The sequence below is a fragment of the Billgrantia antri genome (genome assembly GCF_019430905.1).
Taxonomy (GTDB): domain Bacteria; phylum Pseudomonadota; class Gammaproteobacteria; order Pseudomonadales; family Halomonadaceae; genus Halomonas; species Halomonas antri.
This window is the reverse complement of record NZ_JAHYCA010000002.1, coordinates 242,175-265,374: the sequence shown is the minus strand read 5'-3', so window position 1 is coordinate 265,374 and position 23,200 is coordinate 242,175. Positions and strand designations below refer to the sequence as shown.

Sequence of the window (23,200 nt, the reverse complement as noted above, 5' to 3'; positions counted from 1 at the left end):
ACGCCGAAGCCGATCGAGGCCAAAGGCCGCCGCCACCGGTCACGGCAGCGTCAGCGACTGTCGGCACGCCGCGCCCCCTGCGCCGGGAGCGTTTCCGGTTGATCGCCAAGATCCTGGGCGAGGGAGCTATAGTAGCTCGCCACGTCGCGTATCTGCGTTTCGTCCAAGCCTTTGGCTGCGCTATGCATGATACGCACGTAGGGCGAACCGCCGCGTTTATCGGACTTGAACAGGGACAGTTGGAGAGCGAGGTAGTCGGCGTACTGGCCGGCCAGCCTGGGATAATGGGGATTGCTCGGTTCCGATCGCGGACCGTGACAGTCGACGCAGGAGGGCACCCCCTGCTCGGGCACGCCCTGACGGGCAATGTCTCGTCCACGCGCTATCGAAGCCGGACCGGCAATCGCTGCGCCCGGCTCGCCTGCATTGGCTCGCTGCCTGGCCGGTTGGCTCGCCGCGTCCTCCCGGCCGGCATAATGTGCTGCGAGCGAGCGCATCTCCGCTTCGCTCAATCCCGCGGCAATCGGCTGCATGATGCCACTGTTGCGCTCCCCCTCGGCATAGGCAAGAAGGCTCGTCCGCAGGTAGGCTTCGCTCTGGCCCGCCAGCTTGGGGAAGGCTCCCAAGCCGCGGCCACGACCGTCCGCGCCATGGCATCGGCTGCAATTGGCTAACAGCGGGCCCATGGGCTCACTGAGCGCTCGCAGAGAGCCGCTTGCCGCTTCACCGACAGCGTCTGCCTCGTCTCGTTCGCCATAAGCCAACTGCACGTAGCGTTCGGAACTTAGCGTCGGCAGCTCCTGCAGGAAAGCGACCATTGCCCAGACCTCATCCTCGCGCTGCAAGCTCGCCCACGCCGGCATCGCCGTGAACTTGACCCCATGCTTGATGATCCAGAACAACTGCTCGGGCCTCCACTCGTGGACCCGCTGCGCCAAAAGCGGTGGTTCAGGCGTCATTTGCTGGACAATCAAGGAGCGTGGTCGCCCCGGGGCACCGTGGCAGGGCATGCAGCCGGTCGCATAATGGCCAGCGCCCTTGAGCACCAGCGCCGGGTCGCTCAGCATCGGTGCCTTGATGCCACTCGCCCGGGTCTCGACGGCATTGCGCATGGCGAAGTGCAGAAACCAGCGGGTTACGGGCCAGTGGCCAGAACTGGCGCTGATCGGCACCAGGCCCGACCAGACGATTAGCACAGCGCCGCCCACCAGCGTCCCCCCCAGGACTGCCAAGCCCAGTAATAGCGCTTTCCCATGGTCGAGCAGATACCGCTTTGCTTTGCCTGGGAGGCCGACGAGTCGCCGCAGTTGGGCTCTTGGCTTGGTGTCCATCAACGGCAGCTCTCGATGAAGACGACAGGCAGGGCGACGTACAGCGTGGCAACAAAGGAAAGCCCACCCAGCAATACCGTCGCAAAGCCAAGAAAGCGGTGACGATCCGCAGGGGTATCGAAGTCGTGCGGCACCGTGGCCGTACCGAACCTGTGTTTTCGTAAGCCGCGCCAAATGACGACGGCAATCCCTGACAGAATCAATGCGGTGTAAATACCGATGACGAGACGCACCCCGCCCAGAGAACCGTTTTCGCCTCCCACCTTCGCGCACCAGACGGCCGCCGTGGCATAGGAAAGAAGAAAGTGCGCCACCCACAGTAAAGGCCCCATCGCGAGCGGCCAGAGGGACTCGCGTCGGCCCGGAGTGGGCTTGCCTTGGGCGTCGGGTTCGGCTTGCGCTCGTCTTGTCATTCGCACCTCCCGATTCTCTTCAGGCCAGTAGCGGAAAGCCGGCTATCACGAGGACCGTTACGCCTGAGGTAATGGCCATGAAGTGCCAATAGAGCGTAACGTTTCGAATGTCGATGTCATGTTCGGCGGTCATGCGGCCGGCCCAGCGGCGGGCGATGCAGTAGCATTGCATCACCAGGCCCACCCCGAGATGGATGGTTGTCCACAACACCAGGACCCAGACGGTGGCCGGATAAACGTGCCGCGTTGGGTCCAGGCCATTCAGGTGCGGGCCGGCCAGCAGCGCCAGGATACCGGCCACATTGAGCACGGCTCCCAGTCCCAAGCCGAGAGTGAAGGCCAACGGCCGGTCACGCCGGTTCCAGTGTCTGGACAACAGCGTGCATACCCAAGCGCCGAGCAGGAGCGCCGCCGCCACGACTGGCCAGAAAAGCCCCGGGCCGGCCGCAGGATCGGGCGGAAAATCGTCGTGCACGGTCCAGAAGAAAAAGTAGCCGAACAGCAGGCTGGCGTAGGCGCTCATGTCGCCGATCATGGTAATGAACATCGCCCACCACCCGACCGACGTCGAGCCGGAAGCATACAGCGGGAGGCTGACGCCCAGCCCGACGTCCTTGCTGCGCTTCTCCGGTATCTTGGCGGTGCCCGTCCACAGCCAGACCAGGACTGTGACCAACGCCAGCAAGGCACTGGTGCCTGCTGCGAGATACCACTTGTAGGTCGCGAAGATGAAGGCACCGCCGGTGAAGAGCGCCGCCCAGAGAGTGATGAACGTCGGCCCCGGCACTCGCAGGCACTGTATCGGGTCGGCATCGATGGTGGTGGTGATCAACGTCTCCCGCTTGCCCTCTTCGGCATCGGGAAGGTAAAAGCGTCCGGCATCGACGTCTCGTATGAGGTGGGGCTGATCCCAGAGCGGATAACGCCCCTTGACCAGGGGAATCGAGCGAACGCCCCAAGGCTTACCTGGCATCTCCCCCAGCCATTCCAGCGTGCCCGCATTCCAGGGGTTGCGTTTCGCATAAGGCTGTTTTCCCTTCGGCCGCAGCACCTCGATGACCAGCACGGCGACGCCGGCCGCCAGAATGAAGGCGCCGATGGTGGATACCAGATTGAGGCCATCGAAGCCGATATCGGCGGCATACGTGAACACCCGTCGCGGCATTCCCAACAGGCCGGTGAAGTGCATCGGCAGGAAGGTGACGTTGAAGCCTATGAACATCAGCCAGAACGCCCAGTAGCCCGGCTTTTCGGCCAACAGCTTGCCGGTAGCCATGGGATAGAAGTAGTAGAGCCCGGCAGCGACCGGGAACAGTACGCCGCCGATCAGAACATAGTGCAGGTGAGCCACCACGAAATAGGTATCGTGAGCCTGAAAATCGAACGGCGCGATGGCCACCATCACACCGGTCAGCCCTCCCAGCACGAAGATTGCCAACGCTCCGGTGACGAACAGCATGGGCACCGAACGCACGAAACGTCCGGCCATGACCGTCGCCAGAAAGCAGAAGATCTGTACGCCAGTGGGAATAGCAACCGCCTGGGAGGCCGCCGAGAAAAATGCCAAGGAAATATTCGGCAACCCGGTGGTGTACATATGGTGGGCCCATAGCCCAAAACTGATGAATCCAGTACCGACGGCAGCCAGGACGACCCAGCTATAGCCGACGATGGGCCGCCGAGCGAAGGTAGGAACGATCATTGCGACCAGTGCGATCGCCGGGAGGAAAATGATGTAGACCTCGGGATGGCCGAATATCCAGAACAGGTGCTGCCAAAGCAGTGGGTCGCCGCCCCGGCTGGGGTCGAAGAAAGGCCAGTCGAAGGCTCTCTCCATCTCGAATAGCAAATCGCCGGCGATCAGGGGCGGAAAGGCGAAGAGGATCATCACCGCCACGACGAGGATGTACCAGGCATAGAGGGGAAGCAGGTTGATGCGCATGCCGGGTGGACGCGTCTTGAGCACACCGACGATGAGTTCTACCGCTGCGGCAAGCGATGCCACTTCGATGAACGAAAGCCCCAGCAGCCAGATGTCGGCTCCGAGCCCTTCCTGATATGCCGTGGTCAGGGGCGGGTACATGAACCAGCCCCCTTCGGGAGCGACACCGAAGAAAATGGAACCGCAGACAAAGATCCCGCCTATCAGGAAGCTCCAGTAACCGTAGGCCGACAGGCGCGGAAACGGTAGATCCCGCGCGCCCAGCATTTGCGGCAGAATCATGATCGAAAAGGCTTCGAAAATCGGCACGCCAAAGAGGAACATCATCACCGAGCCGTGCAGGGTGAAGACCTGGTTGTAGGTGGTGGCAGAAAGAAAGTCGTTCTCGGGAATGGCCAGTTGCGTGCGCATCAATAGCGCCAGCACGCCGGCGAAAAGGAAAAAAATGAAGGAGGTTGCGGTGTACCAGAGCCCGACCTCGGAGTTGTTGACGGCAGACCAATAGCGCCAGCCACGCGGCGTCTGCCAGGGCGCGCTGAGGCGCCGCTCCTGCGCCTCGCGGCGTGCGCGGTCGTCCCGCTCGTCATGGCTGTACGTCCGGTCGTTCATTCCAGTTGGCTCAAGTAGGTAGCAATGGAGTGAATCTGGGGCGCCGGTAGCATGTCGAAGGCCGGCATGTTCACTCCCGGTTTGATATCGTCCGGATGGCTGATCCAGCGCTCGAAGGACTCCGCATCGGTGGGCAGAGTGCCGGCAGCAAGGCTCAAGCGGCTACCGACATGGGTCAGATCGGGCCCCAACACACCATCGGCCGACGTGCCGCGGATGGCATGGCAGGCACCGCAGCCATTCGCAAGAAAGGCCTCCTGCCCGCGGCGGGCTACCTCGCCCTGAGGCGGTCGAGCGGGCGACGCCTGCTGCTCGAGCCAAGTGTCGAATGCATCCGGCTCCATCACCACGACGCGGAAGTTCATCAGCGCATGGGACGTGCCACAGAACTCGGCGCAGGCGCCGCGAAAGACGCCCACCTCGGTGGGCTCCAGCGACAACCGGGTAGTCCGCCCGGGGATCATGTCGACCTTGCCGCCTAGCGAGGGAATCCAGAACGAGTGAATGACGTCAGGACTGGTCAAGCGGAACCCCACCCGCTCACCGACGGGAAGGCGCACTTCGTTGGCGAGCTCCACGGTGCCGCCCGACGGCGTTGGATACCGCACCCGCCGCCACCAGCGTTCCCCGGAGACGGAGATTTGCAGCCCGTCCTCGGCCGGAGCGCTTAGCGACGGAAGAAGCGACAGGCCGAAGGCAAGCAAGACCCCCAGGACAAGGGGAGGAACGACCACGCCACCGCCGAGAATCAACCAGCGTGCCACTCGGCTGTCATGGGATCTGGGCTTGATATAGGTGACAAACACGGCGCAGCCGATCACCACTCCCCAGATCAGGATGGCGAACCCGCTCATCCACCAGAACAGCCGGGCGATCTGCTCGGCGTCGACACCCGCCGGCTGCAGCGTGGACTGAGGTCCGCTGCAGCCGCCCAACAGCGGCAGCGCGATGAGAGCACGCCAACCCCAACTCCTTGGAGATAGATACGTCGCATCCATGATCAGGCCTTGCTCGCTGCCGGGGCTTGTTGGTGGCCTCGAGGCCGTTTATCGGCAAAACGTGACGACTAAACCAACACTATGCCATATGGCCGCGCCCAGCCACTCGCGGCCTTGGCCTAGGGTACGCCTCATGCCCCTTCATCTTGGTCATCCTCTTCGGCCCGCTGGGCATCCTGCCGCTTGCCCTTGGCGATATCGTATTGGCTGAGCACCACCACCTCGCGCGGCCACCATTGCGGATGTTCGTCACGTACGAAGGCCATCAATTTCTCGAGCACATTCTTTTCCGCGGCCCAGCCGGAAAACGGATCGGAGGTCATGAGATAACAGGTGACCGTCTGCGCCGTCTCGGTCTGTCCGGTCACGTAGCAGCACAGCTTGTGATGCTCGACGACACTGTCCTCCTCCTTGGCAATTTCCATGAACTTCTCGCGGATGACCTGAACGTCGGCGCTCAAGTGCAGCTTCATCTCGAAATAGCGGTACATCTTGGCGCTCTTGACCGAGAGATTCTCGAAGGGCTTCGAAATGAAATAGGTCACCGGCACGATCACGCGTCGTTCATCCCAGCTGCGCAGCCGGATGAAGGTGTAGAAGATCCCTTCCACGTAGCACCACTGCCCCTCGAACATCACCAGGTCACCAATGCGGATCGGCTTGGCCAGCGACAATTGGAACGAGGAGAGAATATTGCTCAGCACCGCCTGGCCGGCGATACCCACCAGCACCGCCAGCACGCTGGCCGAGGCCAGCAGCGACAAGCCCAGCGACTCGAACAGCTGAATCTGGCTCAGCACGTAGATCGAGACTGCAGTCACCAGGATCAGGATGATGATGCGCCGCAGCGCATAGAGCGTGGTGAGCAGCTTGCGCTCGTCCTTGGGCTTGGTGTCGTCGATCTCCCCGACGATGCGCCGCGTCACCTTGAGCAGGATGGTATCCACCAGGCGCAGCAGGATCGTCCCCAAGCCCCAGGCGATCAGAATGATCAAGAGCACACGCAGGGAAGTGGTGGCCACCGCGGTGAAGGAGACCACATAGTCGAGCAAAAACCGCGCGGTGAACGCCATCACCAGCAGCGCCACGGGCCCGCTGATCCTGCCGGCGAAGATGCTCGGCCAGCCGGAGGGGAACCAGTGCGACAGCCAGCCGACCAGGCGATGGACGCTCCATCCCACCAGGCCGATCACCAGCAGAAAGACCGGAATGGCGATCCATTCCCACAGCTTGAGTACTCCGAGCGAGGACTTGAGCTCTTCCGGCACGAACTCCTCGAGCAACGAGGGGCCATATTCCTCATAGAGAAGAGGTATCGATGACACGCTGTCCGGCGTGATCAGCCAGACCGCATCGTCATCATCGACACGATAACGTCCCAGGCGAATCTCATAGGTCTGGTCGTTGGCCTCGAGCGTCGCCAGCTTGAGGTTGCGCCGGGGCTCACCGGCCTGAGGGTTCTGGCCCGAAGGGTCTTCAATGGCGGCATCCTCTCGCCCCGAAAGGTCGGAAGCATCGACCCACTCACCGCGACGGAAGATCGTCGCCAGCTGCCTGGCCAGCACCGCACCGCGCTCCCCCTGCTCGGCCGGGTCCAGATTGGCCAGATTCAGGTGATGCGCCGCCGCACCATAGGCTTCCCGGTCGGCCAGTTCGAGAAAGCGACGGACCGATTCGCGCGGCGTCTGCCGCGTGACCTCCTCTGGGACCTCACCCAGCCCCTCGTTCAGCGAGTCGACCGAGAACCAAGCCGACGACTCCTCGCTCTCCCCCTCCTGTGCCTGCGTCAGCCCCAGGCCGGAAAGGAGCAGTGCCACGACCAGCACGCCCCACAGGCGCCATGTCCTGTTCGCTCTCATAGCTGTTTCCCAGTTGCTGCGAATTCACTGTCGATTCCCTGCGACAGCGTCGTTCGTTCCAGGCATACCGACCACCGGCCACGAACGATGCGAATCATGAGCCGTTCTCAGTACAACTCAGCAAGGCCTGCCTCGTCCAGCTTGGAGGCGGCGTCGGCAGCGGATACGAAAAATAACCGCGAAAGGCTTTGACCCATGGCGTTCAAGCATGACACGGTGGGTTCAGCGGGTAAGCCATAACCCGCTATCCCATGGGGGTAACCCCAAGAATGTAGCAAGGCGCTACGGCGCAAAAGGAAAGTTATGACGACTGGTACAGTCAAGTGGTTCAATGATTCCAAAGGCTTCGGCTTCATCTCACCGGCCGATGGTGGCGACGATGTGTTCGCCCACTTCTCCGAAATCCAGGCTGACGGCTTCAAGTCCCTGCAGGAAGGTCAAACCGTCGAATTCGACGTGACCCAGGGCAAGAAGGGCCTTCAGGCCTCCAACATCAAACAGCTCGCCTGACCGACTGTCACGCGAGAGAGAACCGCACGGTTCGAAATCGAGGCCCGCTTCGGCGGGCCTTGTCGTATCTGCGTGACTGGCCGCCACCTATTGACGCTCCACCGCATCGACGACCATCCACGTACCTGCACAACGTCTGGTTACGCCCTTCCGCGTAAGCGATCGCCGAAAAATTTGTAAGCCATATCTCAACGCCGCGCTCGTTAAATGACCCATCGCACCAAGCGAGCGATACTGGGTCTCAATAAGGAATGGAAGACGAGACCGAGGGATCAGGATGAACCCATCGAAGATTGGCAGCCTCTCGCTTGTCGTCCTGCTGCTGGCCACCGGCCCTGCAGCCAGCGACGAGCCACCGGAGCACTATCAGGAGCGCGCCAGCGCAGTGGCCATGGAAGCCATGGGCGATACGCGGCAGCTCGAAAATGCGCTGGCGATATACAACGAGGGGCTGGAACGCCACCCCGACGACCCCGAGCTGCGCAGCAGCCGCGCCAACCTGCTCGCCAGCATGGGCCGCTACGGGCAAGCCAAGCGCGACCTGGATGCGCTGCACGAAAACGGCTTGCACAAGGAGGGCATGTTGCTGCGCTGCATGCTGCTCGAACGCATGGAAGGCACCACCGACAATGCCATGGCCTGCTATGCGGAGGTCGAAGCCGCCTACGTGATGACCGATGAAACAGGCAGCCAGCCGAGCGCCAACCACATCCTGGCAGCCCGCCTGGCCGGTTCGCCCGAGGCCGAGGCACTGTTGCAGGAATGGCAAGTCGACGAAGAAGGCGGGCAGGACCCGATCGTCGGAGAAATGCTCAAGATGGAGCGGGAGGAATTGATCCGGAAGTTCTTGCCTTGAGCCGAGATCAAGCGAGCCTCCGTGCAAGCCCTCACGCCGTGCCGCGATGGACGCGGCTGCGGAAATCGGCCTGGCGTTGGTGGCGTTCCCCGCCTTGGCGCCGTGAGTTCGATGGCCAGCCTGGTCAGGCCCGAGTTCATTGTACACTCCGGCTTCGCGGTGCCGAGCACTGCCCTGGCAGGTTAACGCATTGGAGAGTCAATGATTGCCAAGAAAGAACGCGGCAAGATGGAGCGACGACTAGTCGCTTCGCTGACACAGGCCTGTGAGCAGGCCAAGCCCCTGCTGCCCGGCTTTTGCTGGCTGACCCACGAGGTCGATTACCAGCGCTTTCCCGAGAGCCTGGTGGTCACCTGGGTATTCGATACCCACTCCAACCTGGCGAATGCGCTCAAGGGCGATGCCAAACGAAGCATCGCCGAGCTGACCGCCGAAGCCCTGGCCGAGGCCGGCCTCGATATCGGCGACGTCTCGCGGCATCTCGATTTCGACAGCGAAGAAGCGTGCCAGCGGGAGCACGGCGGCGACTGGCAGCGCAGGCTGCGCACCAAGCCGACGAGGCATTGAATGGCGAAGAAGATCGAAAGCCCGTGTGTCTCGATATGCCAACTGAAAGGCGATCTCTGCATCGGCTGCGGCCGCACCATGGAGGAGATACGCCACTGGAAAGCCATGAAGCGGCCAGAAAAAATGAAAACGGTGAAGCGCGCCGAGGAGCGCCTGAAGAAACTTCCGCGCGATTGAGGCAGGTGAAGGTGGTACGGAATAGAGTGGAACGGAAGATAGTGAAGCGGAGAGTGTTACGGAGAGATTAACGGAGAGAGTAACCAGCATGGACGACATGATCGAACGGGCGGCACTGTTCTGCCGGGCCGCGCATCAAGCCGTGGGGCAGCAGCGCAAGTACACCGGCGAGCCCTACTGGCATCATCCGGTGGCCGTCGCGGAGAGGGTATCGGCCGTAGAGACGGCAACCGTGGAGATGATCGCCGCTGCCCACCTGCACGACGTGCTCGAGGATACCGCCGTTACGGCGCTAGACCTCGAGGCGTGCTTCGGCGAGCGAGTGACCGCACTGGTCCTGGAACTGACGGATCAATTCATCGACCCGGAAATCGGCAACCGCGCTCACCGCAAGGCGCTGGAGCGCAACCGGCTGGCCGAGGTTTCGCCCGAGGCGCAGACCATCAAGTACGCCGACCTGATCGACAACACCGGCAGCATCGTCGCGCGGGCCCCCGGCTTCGCCCGGGTCTACCTGGCCGAGAAGCGCCAATTGCTGGAAGTGATGACAAGGGGTGACCAGGCCCTGCAACGCCAGGCATGGAGCGTATTGACGGAAGGCGAGGCAAGGATTCGCGGCGCTGCGCGATAACCAGGGAAACACTGCACATATGCCTGCACGAGCGAATCACTGCGTTGCGCTTCATCTCGCTCGGCGATTTGTCCAGCGCTTCCCCAGCGCAGCCTCCCGAGCCCCAACGTTACCGTGCCAGCGTGACCTTGAAAAAGTTAACGATCGGTAATTTGCTCCTCCGCTCAAGTCTTCATCGCCATGAAAATTACCGAGCGGTAACTACCACGCTGCGAGACATTGGAATCATACCTGGAGCAAGTGCTGTTGGAGAGGTGGCAGCCACGCCTAGCGCGCCTCCAGCAACGTATCGACCAGCTCGGCCAGGCTCGCCTCGCAGCGTGCCTGCGGCGCCCGCGCCTCATCCCCCCGCAATACTTGCCTGAGCGAATCAGGCACGCCTGCAAGCCGAGCTCCATGGCGGCGATCACATCGCACTCCACGTCATCACCCACCATCAGCGCCTCGCCGGGCGCCACCCCGATGTCGTCGAGCACGGCATGGAAGAAATCGCTCGCGGGTTTTCCCAGCACCTTGGCCTCGATGCCGGCGGCATATTCCAAAGCGCGCACGAAGGGCCCCGCGTCCAGGTGCAGGGTGCCCGACTGGCGAAAGTAGCGGTTGGTGCCCACGGCAAGCAACGGCGCTCCCTCCAGCAGCAGCTGGAAGGCCTCGTCGAGGTGGGCATAGTCCAGGCGCTGCTCGGCATCGCCGAGCACCACCGCATTGGGCTTTTCGCAGGGCAGGCCGGCAAACTCGGGCTCGAGCCGCTCATGGATCAGCAGGTAGGGACGAAGCCCGCTACGCTCGAGATAGCGACGGATAGCCCCCGGTGCGGTGAACACCTGCTCGGGCGCCGGGGCGAAGCCCAGTCGCTGCAGCTCGTCACGCACCGCGGCCGAGGTCTTGCGCGAAGTGTTGGTCAAAAAGCGCAGCGCCAGGCCGCTGGACTGCAGCCGCGCCACCGCCTCCACGGCGCCGGGCAGGGCCTCGCCGTCCTCGCTCAGCACGCCGCTGATGTCGAGCAAGACCGCCTTCAGCAATTGAGGCTAGTCCTTGCAGCGCCGTCCATCCACGCTGGCGGCGCCGCTCCGGTCAGTCGCGCGGGAACGGAAGGCACTCGGTGGCCAGCGGCTCGCTGCCTGGCCGGTGTCCAACGCAGGGCCAGGAGCCGGATACGAAAATAATTCCATTAACCACTCTATTGATGGATAAAGATTCCGCCTTCTATTAAAAATATAGAGCGATAATCTTAATTTTCAGCAGGTGGCCGATTTTCTGGGAAGTGCTGATAAACTCCGCCCATGACAGGCTCTGCCCCGCGGCGGAGCCTTCCATTTTCCATCGGCAGGGAGACTTTCATGGCCCGCAAAATCATCGTTCTTGGTGCCGGCATGGTCGGCGTATCCGTGGCCTGGCATCTGGTGCGTCGCGGTCATGACGTCACGCTGGTGGACCGCCGCGAGCCGGGTCTCGAGACCTCCTTCGGCAATGCCGGCATCATCCAGCGCGAGGCAGTGCGTCCCTACGCCTTCCCCCGTGATGTCGCCACCCTGCTGCGAGTGGTGCCCAACCGCCAGGTGGACATCCGCTACCGTCCCAGCGGCATGCTGAGCGCCGCGGGCCCGCTGCTGGACTACTGGCTGAACTCGAGCGGTAAGCGCTACGAGCGCATCGTGAACGAGTGGGCATCGCTGATCATGCGCTGCCAGGATGCCCACGCCCCGATGATCGAGGCTGCCGGCGCCGAGGCGCTGGTGCGCAAGGGCGGCTGGCTGGAGCTTTACCGCACCCAAAAGGAGTTGGAGGAGCGCCAGAAAGAAGCCCAGGAGAACCACGAGCGCTTCGGGGTGGAGTATGAGGTGCTGGACGCCGAGGCGCTCTATGCCAAGGAGCCGCATCTGGGCAAGGGGCTGGTCGGAGCGATCCACTGGACGCAGCCCTGGATGGTCTCGGACCCGGGCGGCCTGGTGCAGGCCTACGCCCGCAGCTTTGCCGAACAGGGCGGCCAGGTGATGAAGGCCAGCGTCGAGGACGTGCGCCAGGTCGAGGGTGGCTGGCAAGTCGATACCAGCGAAGGCCCCCTGGAGGCAGAAGAGGTGGTAGTGGCCCTGGGCCCCTGGGCCGGAGAGCTGCTGGGCAGGCTGGGCATGAAAGTGCCGCTGTTCGTGAAGCGCGGCTACCACATGCACTACTCCGCCGAAGGCGAAGCCAAGCTCAACCACTGGGTGATGGACGCCGAGAAAGGCTTCCTGCTCGAACCGATGCGCGCCGGCATTCGCCTGACCACCGGCGCCGAGCTGGCCGACCTGGAATCGCCGCCCCAGTACAAGCAACTGGCCGCCGCCGAGAAGGTGGCACGCAAGCTGTTCCCGCTGGGCAAGCGTCGCGACAGCCAGCCCTGGAAAGGCGCCCGCCCCTGCCTGCCCGACATGAAGCCGGTGATCGGGCCCGCCCCCAACAAGGAAGGGCTGTGGCTCGCCTTCGGCCACGGCCATCAGGGCTTCACCCTGGGCCCGGCCACCGGCGAACTGCTCGCCCAGATGATGGATGGCGAAACACCCGCGGTGGATATGGCACCGTTCCGCGTCGATCGCTTTTGAAGGCAATGCCATAACGAAAACAGGCGCCCTTGAGGCGCCCGCTTTATGTAGATTCCCGCAATGGTTGGACTCGGCGCAGGGATCACGATTCCCTTAGTCATCAATGCACTGAGCAGATGCTGCTACAGAGGCTCTAGCGGGGGAGCAACTGCCATACGGCCGGATCGCCCGCTTATCTCCTTGCCGCTGCCGCCTACTCCAGTACTGCTCTGGAGCCTTTCCGCATTGACATGGAAGTTTTTTTCTTGCTACTTTCACTTCCAGCTGATTTTGACTTCCATTTGGGTGGCAGCGCATGGTCGATTTTTCACATACTTTCCCAGCGGCGAGGGGCGTTCAATCAGGCAGACCCTGCTATGTTGCTATGTGCCCCATGCGCCTGGTTCCAAAAATTTTTATTTTTGACAGCCAAGAGGTACCACCCGAGTTACGAGCTCAGCGTACGCTCAACCGAACACGCGTTCCAGAAATAGCAAGCTATCTGGTAGAAAACCCAACTAACTACACCTTATCTGCAATTACAGCATCCATTGACGCCCAAGTTACATTTGAACCAAGCACTGATACGGGGCTAGGGCAAAATTTAGGGCTACTCTCAATACCAATGGACGCCAAGATTCTAATTAACGACGGCCAACACCGCAGGGAAGCCATCATACAAGCAATAGAGCAAAACCCCGAGCTTGGCTATGACAACATACCAGTATTATTTTTTATTGACGCCGGCCTGAAACGCAGCCAGCAAATGTTTGCCGACTTGAACAAACATGCTGTTCGACCAAGTGATTCCATAAGCACACTTTATGATCACCGCGATGCTATAGCAGAGATGGCACGCAATGTAGCCAACCAAGTTACTGTATTTTCCAGGCTCACCGAGATGGAAAAATCAAGCATATCGAACCGCAGCAGCAAGCTCTTTACTCTTTCCGCGATTAAAAACGCAACCAAAACCCTTTTACAGAAGCGCAAGGGCGACCTTATCACTAAAGAAGAGCAAGAACTTGCCATAGACTTCTGGAATAGCGTTGCAGCCAACATGGCCGACTGGCAGCTTGCTCTGGAAAAAAAAGTCGCAACTAGCGAATTAAGAGAGCAGTACGTTCATGCTCATGGCGTCATGCTACAAGCTATAGGAAATATCGGCGCAGAACTTCTTTACAAACCTAAGCCCCAATGGAAAAATATCCTAGAAAGGCTCCAGCACATTGATTGGTCACGTGCTAATAATGAGTGGGAAGGTCGTGCCATGCATCACGGGCGTATCAGCAAAGCCCGTGCCAGCGTTGTGTTAACAGGAAATTATGTCAAGCAACAACTAGGCATCGCGTTAACAGACAGCGAACACGAATATGAAAAGGCGTTAAAGTAATGTCAGCGAAAGAGCAGTTTATCTATGCTGATCACACCTCCCTGATCAAAGAAGCAGTGGTAGCTGGCCGGCCTCTAGTGGATTTAGTCGGAGAGATACAGCGCATCTACACTTCCGATGACCGCCCTTGGATTATTGGCTTCAGCGGCGGCAAGGACTCGACCTGCGTACTTTCTTTAGTTTATACCGCACTGATCGAACTCCCTCCTAAGCTTCGGAAAAAGCATATTTACGTCGTTTCATCCGACACATTAGTTGAAACCCCTGTAGTCGTTGACATGATTCAGCGAACACTTGTGGCGATAAACGAAGCAGCTGTGCACGAACAGCTGCCTCTCAGCGCCCATAGCGTTGAACCCAAAACGGATCAGACCTTCTGGGTCAACCTGATTGGCCGTGGCTATCCAGCACCCAATCAAACATTCAGATGGTGTACTGAGAGGATGAAAATTGACCCGGTCAGTACGTTCATCCTAGACACTGTTGCTCAGTATGGGGAAACTATCGTGGTATTGGGCTCCCGTAGTCAAGAGAGCGCCTCCAGAGCGCAAGTTATTGCCAAGCATAAAATCGACGGCACCGCACTGAGCAGGCATAGCTCGCTTCCCAACGCGTATACTTATATGCCGATTGAAAGCTGGTCGGCAGATGATGTCTGGATGTATTTGATGAGCGCACCCTGCCCTTGGGGAGGTTCAAATCGAATGCTTTTTGAGCTGTATAAAGGCTCAAACCAAGGTGAATGTCCATTAGTGATCGATAAAAGCACACCTTCTTGTGGGAATAGTCGTTTTGGCTGCTGGACATGTACAGTTGTGACAGAAGATAAGGCCCTCCATGGGCTAATTGAGTCTGGTGCGGCCTGGATGGAGCCACTGCTAAAATTTCGCAATAAGCTTTATGCATCACGGCAACCTGACAATGCCGAAGAATACCGCAATTTTCGGCGTCGGACAGGTCGTGTGTCGTACAATTCAGGCGATATTAAGGATGATAATATTAAAGAGGTCCGTCACATTCCCGGTCCCTATTGGCTTTCCAAGCGAAAAGAATTTCTGAAAGAGCTACTTGAAATCGAAAAAGAAATAAACGATGCCGGAAGAGAAATTGAGCTCATCACCCGGCCCGAACTTCACGTAATACGTAGAGAATGGCTAAGAGACCCCAACGAACCAGATTGGGAAGATTCTCTACCATCCATTTACCGTGCTGTTTATGGTGAAGATCTCTCTTGGGTCGAAGATGATGCTGGCGCCTTCACTAAAGCTGATTCCAGTATACTGGCAGAGCTGTGCGAGACGTATGGAGTACCAGTAGCTTTAGTCAGAAAATTACTTGAGGCTGAGTTGCAAGTTTCTGGCTTAGGCAGTCGGAGAGGAATTTTGGATAAGTTAGAGTCCATCCTTCAACGAGATTGGGAAACACTCGAAGTGGTTAACGAGAGAAATGAGTCATTTCGTAAGCGAGGAAAATCTCACGCTGAAGAAATCCAAAAAGAATTTGCCGAGTTTTTCCAGTAATGCTTATTAAAGATTTAATATTAACTGATTTTCGCGTTTTCGAAGGAAAAAATCACTTCGAACTTTCGCCACGAAAAAATGCTAACCATAATTGTCCGATCATTCTTTTTGGTGGGCTAAACGGTGCAGGTAAAACTAGCATTTTATTGGGTATTCGCTTGGCTCTTTATGGACGCCATTCACTTGGAAATAACATATCTCAAAAGCGTTATGAAGCATTCCTGCTCGATGCTATCCATGCCCCGCGAAAAGGCACAAGCCCCTCTGAAACTGCTTCAATAGAATTGACATTCACATATTCCAAACTTGGTGTGACGTATGAATATAACGTCAAGAGAGCTTGGGAGCGGAAAGGAAAAAGTGTTAGCGAGTCGCTGACTATTTTTGAAGACGGCCAGACTATAAAGGGGCTGAGCAAAGAGCAAGCTCAAGTTTTTTTGAATGAACTAATACCAATCGGCGTTTCTGATTTATTTTTCTTCGACGGGGAAAAGATCGCTGAGCTTGCTGAAAGAAAAGGCGGAGAAATATTAGAGCAGTCTATAAAGAAATTGCTTGGACTGGATATAGTTGAACGTCTTTCTGGAGACTTGACTGTTCTGAAGCGAAAACTCGCTAAAAACTCCTCCGAAAAAGATATACAAGACAAGATTACTGTTCAAAAAGCAACTCTAGACGAATGCTGTAAGACCATCGAAGAATTACGGCAACAACTTAACACGGTGAGTGCTGCACGGGCTGAAGCCGAGACACGCGTAACCCAGCTTCAAGAAACTATTAACGAACGCGGCGGCCATTTCGCGGCCACCCGTAAACAACTTGAAGAGCAGCGCGATCAGCTTCTCTCTGAGCGAGAGATATTGTCATCTCGCCTGATAGCACTGCTTTCCGACGCCGCCCCAATTGCCTTGGCAGAAAAGTTTTGTGTGCGTGTTGAGCAACAGATTGAGAAAGATTTGCACACACAGAGCACCCTACATGCTAATGAAGCGTTGGAACTATTCTTTGTCAAAGCAACGGAAAATTTAAAAGGGAAGCTGGATGAAAAAACACAGCGCCTTGTGGAAAAAGAGCTTGCTGCACTTTGTCAAAGCGCTCTCGACAGCAGTTCCAACCCGCCAACGCATGACCTGACCCCTTCACAGGCTGGCCTAGTCTTTTCGACTATCAGTGATGCGCGGCGACAGAAGAATGAAGCAAGTCAATTATTTAATCAGCTTGAGCGCGTTGAAACCCATCTAGATGAGCTAGGGGCGGCACTAGCACGCGCCCCAGAGGACTCACTAATTGCTACCGATATCGAGAACTTACTGACTCAACAACAGCAGTGTGGCAAGCTGGAAGCCAAATTGGAAGAAATCAGACGCCTAGGGCGTGTTGCAGCCAATAAAGCTGTAGAAGCTGCACGACAGCTGGATAAACTCTATGAAGAAGCAGCTAAGAATAGCGATAAGCAGCGTTTGTTTAAATACATCGGCAACACCAGTGGCTTGCTAACAGATTATGTCAATTATACAGCAAAATTGAAAATTCATGAACTTGAGAACCAATTTATAAAGTGCTTTTCCAAGCTAGTACGAAAAGAAGATATGGCCCTTCATATCAAAATCAACCCGAATACTTTCGTTGTCGATTTGCTAACCCCAGAGGGACGACGAATTGGAAAAGATGAACTTTCGGCCGGCGAAAAGCAAATTTTTGCAATTTCGATCCTTGAAGCGCTTGCAAAAACTTCAGGTCGACAACTTCCCATGATCGTCGACACTCCACTCGGGCGCCTCGATTCAAAGCACCGGAGCAAACTTGTTAAAGCATACTTTCCTACGGCGAGTCACCAAATGATTATTCTCTCAACTGATACTGAGGTTGATAAAAATTTCTACGAAGAGCTTATGCCACATATCGCTAGAGCCTACCAATTGCAGTATAAGCCGCAGGCCGGTGCCACTAGCGTGAAAGAAGGTTACTTCTGGAAAGTGAGTGAGGCGAAATAAATGTTTCCTAGCCGCATCCGCCTTAGCAAAAAAACCTGGGACCGTTTGCAGCACGTCCAAACCAAGACGCGCCTTACTCCAAATGTGATCGCACGCATTTCTATTAACTTAGCACTAAGAGATACTCGATTAGCTTCTATCAACGCAGCCCACCCTACGCAAACACACATCATTAATCGAGATGTCTTATTTGGCGAGCATGAAAAACTTTATGAAACATTGGTTCATCAATTCTGCACAGAGCAAGATCTCAAACCTGATAATATAGAACAAGTAATTCAATTTTTAATCGACAGCGGATTACATAAACTAGGGCACATTCAGTCACTATATGAAATGAAAAACTTACTTGATAAAACTTCTTAAGTTCGTGCGTCAGACAAGAGACTGACCTCGCAAATTAAAATAGCTCTATGGTTATAAACAATGTGGCGTCATATGCCTCTCGCTCATCCCCATAGGGCTGGAAAGTCCGCTAGCCCGTAGCTAGCGGCAAACATCAGCGTCTAACGAAAAATATATAGTCATAGCTCAATCTCTGAATAGCTCGGATAATATTTATAAAATTCGTTAAACTTCATTATATCTTTTTCCTTGAAAACCCCGCCCCTCTTTAAATTTCTTATTTTATCACTGTCTATGGGCGTATGTGCTAACAATTCTCTTGCTTCCTTTGATGTTAATGCTGGGATTTCAATCAAACACCTTTCATCGTGCGCTCTCACGAAAGAGTATTTATGGGAACAGCTTGACAACCATTTATCTTCATCGCTATTTTTATAAACAATTCCACCTATCGTTGACATTTCCACGCCATCTTTATAATCGAAATAGAACATTTGCTGGTATTTAAATGGATCTTGCTCCCCTACGTTTCTATCTCCGATAGCCTTATGAATATGGTTATCAGCTATTTTTTTTATTAATTTAGAGAAGGCTTCCCATTTTCCCAACCCTTTTTCATTAAACTGATATGGAATTGCTTCTTCGCCAACCCTTTGAGAGAGCGCTCGCTGGATTAAGCCTTTTGTACTGCTGGAATCAAATTCTGCTTGTAGCTCACCAATCTTGAATGGTCTAGAATTATAACTAACGATAATCACGGAGCCAGAAGAACATCTTGAAAACAAGTTTACTATGTCCTCTGTAATGGTCCTGTCAAAAACACCATCATAATCTAGCCAAACTATAACTGGGCAACTCAAATCAAGTTCAGGAAGGATATCGTTGGAATGTCCAAATTTCAGTTCCACACAGGAAAATGGCTTGTTAAATTCGTACACTTTTGAATTGCTGGAATCGACCTCTATGCTTATCATTTCATTAATATGCAGATGTCTATGAAAGTATAGAAAATCTGCAAAATACTTTGACCCGAATCCAATGTACTTATATTTTTCTTGCCCGAAGTTTTGCACCACCCCAGTCAATGAGTCTTTGATTAATTTCCGTTCAATACTTTTAGCTGGGCGAAGCATATAATTAATTTTATCACCGCTTTTACTCATCGCCCACCTCTTGCTCAAACACATACTCAAATGTATGCACACCGACATCCTTATTGGTGTCTAAACCCAGTGCTTCTTTAAGCCTATCAATTCGTTTCTTTTTTACCCTATATTGCACACTAACTGAAGGGTCTGGATCAGGCTGCCTTATTGCTGTATTGGGCGTGACCATTGAATGATTAATTTTAACCTCTTCAAACCCGACAATCTGTGCGCTATCAAGCGCATCATTCAGAGGCTTATGTTCGATTAATTCATTTTTAAAATCTTCATCTTCTTTTTGTCTTTTGTTCAGAAAAGACATAACTTCTTTCATAGCTGCTTTCATGTCGTTCAGTGCTTTCCTATAAACACTGTTGTCGACATCCACGCCTGTTTTGGTTGTAGTCCATGGCAAAAGCTCGGACTCAGCTGCATTGAATTCGACAACACCTCTAAAATAAGCGTAATCCGGATGATATTTCCGTATCCCTGCTTGCCCCCACCCTGTTTTAGTATTATTGTTCGCATACTCAATTAGACGACCGTTACAAATGATATACCATCCGCCATCTTCAAGTATTCGCTCGGAAACCCCTGCTATTATTTTATATTCAACCCCATTATACTCTTTTACAATGCATATGGGCTGCAAAAATTCTGATGCCTTAAAGCTTATATCGTACTTTCCCGCTTTTGAACCATTAACTTTAATAACAACGCCTTTTCTGATAGCTTTGAAATGAGCCTTCTCTATGTCGTTTAATATCTGCTTAACAAATAACTCTGTTGAAAAATTCTGTGAGACGCCTTCCAATAGCTGTGTAACTTTAATGCTTGTTCCATGAGCATCTTCTGTTTCCGTAGGTACTAATGAAAAATCCCAATCATCCGGCTCTTCAAGCCATTTATCAACATCTACGTCTATAATAAAAGATCCATTTGGGTGGGATGACTTTACGCTAAATTGTCGTCCTATTTTAAAAAGTGTTCTTTTCATCCCCACACCAAATTGACCTACTGAATTTGGTGTATCTCTTGCATCTGACTTTGATCGCCCAAATTTAAATGCATAATTAATTGCAACTTCTTTATCCATACCACCGCAATTATCCGTAATGCAGAACTCATCTCGATTTATCGCGATATCTATTGTTTTATTTTTTATATCGCCTGCTAGGTATGCGGCATCTATGCTATTATCAACTAGATCTAATACAGCTCTATCTAAAGGAACATCCCTTGTTAACATGCTTATAAAAAATTCTTTAGTAGGGGTAGCTTTAACCTTTTCCATACTTCTTCCTTATCGCGACTGGTGGATGTTCCTTTTATAAAACTAATTTCTACACTGTTTGTCTTATTTTCCAACGACCAGAAGACACTTGCTCATACAATTTTTCTTTATGCAAATAAATATCTGTCTCTGGCGCATAATGGTATATTGCTTTTCTAACTATCGATTCAAAAGAAGCAGGTACATTTCCTTCTCGATTTTCATTCACTTTGTCATATACTTCCTTCAAATTAGCTTCGCCCCCAAGCTGTCTCATGGCATTATAGACCTCATCCTTCCAATTACCTTGACGCTTAGCGATCTCGCCAATTTCATTAACTTGACTTGCTTTAATCCCTATGTGATAAGCTTTACTAGCCAATGACAGAAAACGTTTCGTATTAACTATATAAAAGTCATTACCCGTTCTGTTTCTCGCTTCGATGCGAAGTTCTGGTCTAGGTAGCGGCCCCTGCTTGCTTTTTTTAATCCAATCGCTTTTCTCGTCATCAGATATGAATAATACGGATCTTCCTTTGGCTTCGGCATCCCTAAGCATTTGCTCCCAAATAAAAAAGTCTCCGCATTTTTTTGGCAACGTTTCACCGCAAAAACTATATGCCCCTGGCTTATTTTCATCTTTACCATAGCCAGGTGGAATTTTGCTCTCATATCTCTCTAAGCATTTTTTTACTAACGACCTTATTTCATTAAATTCGAAGGAATTGCCAACCTTCCCCTTAAATATTTTTTCGATTTCTTGCAATATTTCTCGCTTGTTGAACGAGGATTTAATGGCTTTCTTCTCAAGCTCAACTTCGCGAATTAACCTATCTAACTCCTTTGATATTTTTCCATAAAGCCCTGAATATATACTTTTTTCCTTTCCCTCGGAATTGAGGTTAAAGTTTTCCTTTTTAAATCCTCTGATAATCTTTACCACGTCGTCGAACTTTGTCAACGGTTCGCTTGCCACATCTTCTAAATTTTCATAGAACTCTAAAGCGGCGTGATGCGTAATTAAAATTCGGTCATTTATTTCTTCCACAGAAAACAAAGAAAGTAGAGCATCTCTGTGCTTTTTCTCAAACCTAAACAAGTTGAGTATAAAATTAGTATCTAGCGATAATGTGGCGCTTTTAATGAATCTTACCAGATCGGACTCACTCAAAGAATGGTAAGCAGTAAAATCCTCGTTCATAATTATCCGTTCTTTTCATTTATATTGTACCGATAGGCTGGGTAGTTACGAGGCATCGAAGTATAATAATTCGTAACTAAGGTCACGCTACCGCCCGGGGATGACATCCTTTCCCTGCGACAGCCCTGTCTGCGTTGTACCTACCTGTTCTATCGGCGGTCGTCTCGGCAACCTTAACCTGAGTAAACAAAACCCTGTAATGAATTGCAAAGAAAAAGGGCCTACCCTTTGGTAGGCCCTTGATCTTGGTCAGCTTAGCCGTGTCAGGCGTTCTGCCTAGGCGTGCCTCACTCCCACTCGATCGTCGCGGGCGGCTTGCTGCTGACGTCGTACGTCACGCGGGAGACGCCGCGGATCTCGTTGATGATGCGGTTGGAGACTTTCTCCAACAGCTCATACGGCAGGTGAGCCCAGCGTGCGGTCATGAAGTCGATGGTTTCCACGGCGCGCAGGGCGATGACCCATTCGTAGCGGCGGCCGTCGCCGACCACGCCGACGGACTTGACCGGCAGGAACACGGCGAAGGCCTGGCTGGTCTTGTGGTACCAGTCGGCGTTGTGCAGTTCCTCGATGAAGATGGCGTCGGCTTCGCGCAGGATGTCGGCGTACTCCTTCTTCACTTCGCCGAGAATGCGCACGCCCAGGCCCGGCCCCGGGAAGGGATGGCGGTACACCATGTCGTAGGGCAGGCCGAGTTCCAGGCCGAGCTTGCGCACTTCGTCCTTGAACAGTTCGCGCAGCGGTTCCACCAGCTGCAGCTTCATGGTCTCGGGCAGGCCGCCGACGTTGTGGTGCGACTTGATCACGTGGGCCTTGCCGGTCTTGCTGGCGGCGGATTCGATCACGTCGGGGTAGATGGTACCCTGGGCGAGGAAGTCGACGCCTTCGATCTTGCTGGCCTCTTCATCGAATACGTCGATGAAGGTGTTGCCGATGATCTTGCGCTTGGCTTCCGGGTCGTTCTCGCCTTTCAGCTTGGAGAGGAACAGTTCCTCGGCGTCCACGCGGATCACCTTCACGCCCATGTGCTGGGCGAAGGTTTCCATCACCTGGTCGCCTTCGTTCTTGCGCAGCAGGCCGTTATCCACGAACACGCAGGTGAGCTGGTCGCCGATGGCGCGGTGCAAGAGCGCCGCCACCACCGAGGAATCCACGCCGCCGGAGAGGCCGAGCAGCACGTGGCGGTCGCCCACCTGGTCGCGCACGCGGGCGATCTGGTCTTCGATGATGCGCGCCGGGGTCCACAGCTTCTCGGCACCACAGATGCCCACCACGAAGTGTTCGAGGATGCGCATGCCTTGCAGGGTGTGGGTCACCTCGGGGTGGAACTGCACGGCGTAGAAATGCTTCTCCGGCCAGCTCATCGCGGCGATGGGGCAGCTCGGGGTGGAGGCGGTCACGGCAAAGGTGTCGGGCACCCGGGCGACCTTGTCGCCGTGGCTCATCCACACGTCGAGCAGCGCCTTGCCGTCGTGGTCGACGTGGTCCTTGATGTCGCGGAACAGGTCGTCGCTGCCGTCGATCTTGACCTGGGCGTAGCCGAACTCCTGCTTGTTGGAGCCTTCCACCTCGCCGCCGAGCTGCACCGCCATGGTCTGCATGCCGTAGCAGATACCCAGCACCGGCAGGCCCATCTCGAACACGCACTCCGGCGCGCGGGGCGAGCCGGCCGCCACGGTGGATTCCGGGCCGCCGGAGAGGATGATGCCGTTGGGGGCGTATTCGCGGATCTCTTCCTCGGTAATGTCGAAGGCACGCACTTCGGAGTACACGCCGATCTCGCGCACGCGGCGGGCGATCAGCTGGGTGTACTGGGAACCGAAGTCGAGGATTAGGATCTTGTGGGCGTGAATGTCGGTCATCGGGTCGTCTCTA

Annotated in this window: 20 protein-coding genes; 10 read left to right on the top strand and 10 right to left on the bottom strand. The window is 55.1% G+C overall.

The features are described from left to right. Positions 1-50: 50 nt before the first annotated feature. The 5 genes from KPL81_RS05540 to KPL81_RS05520 all read right to left on the bottom strand — a co-directional run bounded on the left by KPL81_RS05540 (position 51) and on the right by KPL81_RS05520 (position 7,152). Positions 51-1,331, bottom strand: a complete 1,281-nt coding sequence (locus KPL81_RS05540; RefSeq protein WP_240549115.1) for a c-type cytochrome — start codon at positions 1,329-1,331, stop codon at positions 51-53. After that, entirely contained in the window at positions 1,331-1,744 is a 414-nt protein-coding gene (locus KPL81_RS05535; protein WP_219790997.1) for a hypothetical protein, read from the bottom strand. Before KPL81_RS05535 ends, KPL81_RS05540 begins: the two co-directional genes overlap by 1 nt. Positions 1,745-1,763: 19 nt before the next feature. Continuing rightward, positions 1,764-4,295, bottom strand: coding sequence for a cytochrome c oxidase subunit I (gene ctaD, locus KPL81_RS05530; RefSeq protein ID WP_219790996.1), 2,532 nt, complete (start codon positions 4,293-4,295; stop codon positions 1,764-1,766). Beyond that, positions 4,292-5,293 (bottom strand): cytochrome c oxidase subunit II, encoded by a 1,002-nt coding sequence (coxB, locus tag KPL81_RS05525; RefSeq protein WP_219790995.1) that lies wholly within the window; start codon positions 5,291-5,293, stop codon positions 4,292-4,294. The genes ctaD and coxB overlap by 4 nt, the downstream gene beginning before the upstream one ends. Positions 5,294-5,424: 131 nt before the next feature. Then, the gene (locus tag KPL81_RS05520) at positions 5,425-7,152 is read right to left on the bottom strand and encodes a mechanosensitive ion channel family protein (RefSeq protein WP_219790994.1); all 1,728 of its coding nucleotides are present in this window, start codon (positions 7,150-7,152) and stop codon (positions 5,425-5,427) included. 303 nt (positions 7,153-7,455) lie between these two features. Here KPL81_RS05520 and KPL81_RS05515 point away from each other — a divergent pair, with 303 nt between their 5' ends. From KPL81_RS05515 to KPL81_RS05495, 5 genes are all read left to right on the top strand, one after another. Further along, positions 7,456-7,662 carry a cold-shock protein gene (locus KPL81_RS05515; protein ID WP_209476169.1) on the top strand — a complete coding sequence of 69 codons (207 nt, stop codon included), beginning with the start codon at positions 7,456-7,458 and terminating at the stop codon, positions 7,660-7,662. Between the two features lie 277 nt (positions 7,663-7,939). Then, positions 7,940-8,518: a tetratricopeptide repeat protein gene (locus KPL81_RS05510; protein WP_219790993.1), complete on the top strand. Its 579-nt coding sequence runs from the start codon at positions 7,940-7,942 to the stop codon at positions 8,516-8,518. Positions 8,519-8,719: 201 nt separating this feature from the next. Further along, positions 8,720-9,085 carry a hypothetical protein gene (locus tag KPL81_RS05505; RefSeq protein ID WP_219790992.1) on the top strand — a complete coding sequence of 122 codons (366 nt, stop codon included), beginning with the start codon at positions 8,720-8,722 and terminating at the stop codon, positions 9,083-9,085. Then, positions 9,086-9,262 (top strand): DUF1289 domain-containing protein, encoded by a 177-nt coding sequence (locus KPL81_RS05500; protein ID WP_219790991.1) that lies wholly within the window; start codon positions 9,086-9,088, stop codon positions 9,260-9,262. It begins immediately after the preceding gene. An 88-nt stretch (positions 9,263-9,350) separates the two neighbouring features. Next, positions 9,351-9,893 (top strand): HD domain-containing protein, encoded by a 543-nt coding sequence (locus tag KPL81_RS05495; protein ID WP_219790990.1) that lies wholly within the window; start codon positions 9,351-9,353, stop codon positions 9,891-9,893. 164 nt (positions 9,894-10,057) lie between these two features. Here the strand turns inward: KPL81_RS05495 and KPL81_RS05490 are convergent, their stop codons facing one another. After that, positions 10,058-10,915 (bottom strand): TIGR01458 family HAD-type hydrolase, encoded by an 858-nt coding sequence (locus KPL81_RS05490; RefSeq protein ID WP_219790989.1) that lies wholly within the window; start codon positions 10,913-10,915, stop codon positions 10,058-10,060. A gap of 318 nt (positions 10,916-11,233) precedes the next feature. On the opposite strand from KPL81_RS05490, the gene KPL81_RS05485 reads away from it, so the two are divergent. The 5 genes from KPL81_RS05485 to KPL81_RS05465 all read left to right on the top strand — a co-directional run bounded on the left by KPL81_RS05485 (position 11,234) and on the right by KPL81_RS05465 (position 17,727). Continuing rightward, positions 11,234-12,475, top strand: coding sequence for an NAD(P)/FAD-dependent oxidoreductase (locus KPL81_RS05485; RefSeq protein WP_219790988.1), 1,242 nt, complete (start codon positions 11,234-11,236; stop codon positions 12,473-12,475). A 295-nt stretch (positions 12,476-12,770) separates the two neighbouring features. Next, the gene (gene dndB / locus KPL81_RS05480; RefSeq protein WP_219790987.1) at positions 12,771-13,847 is read left to right on the top strand and encodes a DNA sulfur modification protein DndB; all 1,077 of its coding nucleotides are present in this window, start codon (positions 12,771-12,773) and stop codon (positions 13,845-13,847) included. Continuing rightward, positions 13,847-15,367, top strand: coding sequence for a DNA phosphorothioation system sulfurtransferase DndC (gene dndC, locus KPL81_RS05475; RefSeq protein WP_219790986.1), 1,521 nt, complete (start codon positions 13,847-13,849; stop codon positions 15,365-15,367). Before dndB ends, dndC begins: the two co-directional genes overlap by 1 nt. Then, on the top strand, positions 15,367-17,361 hold the full coding sequence (dndD, locus tag KPL81_RS05470; RefSeq protein ID WP_219790985.1) for a DNA sulfur modification protein DndD: 1,995 nt from the start codon (positions 15,367-15,369) through the stop codon (positions 17,359-17,361). The genes dndC and dndD overlap by 1 nt, the downstream gene beginning before the upstream one ends. Continuing rightward, on the top strand, positions 17,362-17,727 hold the full coding sequence (locus KPL81_RS05465) for a DndE family protein (RefSeq protein WP_219790984.1): 366 nt from the start codon (positions 17,362-17,364) through the stop codon (positions 17,725-17,727). A gap of 158 nt (positions 17,728-17,885) precedes the next feature. On the opposite strand, the gene KPL81_RS05460 is transcribed toward KPL81_RS05465, so the two are convergent. From KPL81_RS05460 to guaA, 4 genes are all read right to left on the bottom strand, one after another. Beyond that, positions 17,886-18,869 carry an O-methyltransferase gene (locus KPL81_RS05460; protein ID WP_219790983.1) on the bottom strand — a complete coding sequence of 328 codons (984 nt, stop codon included), beginning with the start codon at positions 18,867-18,869 and terminating at the stop codon, positions 17,886-17,888. Further along, on the bottom strand, positions 18,862-20,145 hold the full coding sequence (locus KPL81_RS05455; RefSeq protein ID WP_219790982.1) for an ATP-binding protein: 1,284 nt from the start codon (positions 20,143-20,145) through the stop codon (positions 18,862-18,864). Before KPL81_RS05455 ends, KPL81_RS05460 begins: the two co-directional genes overlap by 8 nt. 49 nt (positions 20,146-20,194) lie before the next feature. Next, positions 20,195-21,325 (bottom strand): PIN-like domain-containing protein, encoded by a 1,131-nt coding sequence (locus tag KPL81_RS05450; protein ID WP_219790981.1) that lies wholly within the window; start codon positions 21,323-21,325, stop codon positions 20,195-20,197. 287 nt (positions 21,326-21,612) lie between these two features. Then, on the bottom strand, positions 21,613-23,187 hold the full coding sequence (guaA, locus tag KPL81_RS05445; RefSeq protein ID WP_219790980.1) for a glutamine-hydrolyzing GMP synthase: 1,575 nt from the start codon (positions 23,185-23,187) through the stop codon (positions 21,613-21,615). Between the last annotated feature and the right edge of the window lie 13 nt (positions 23,188-23,200).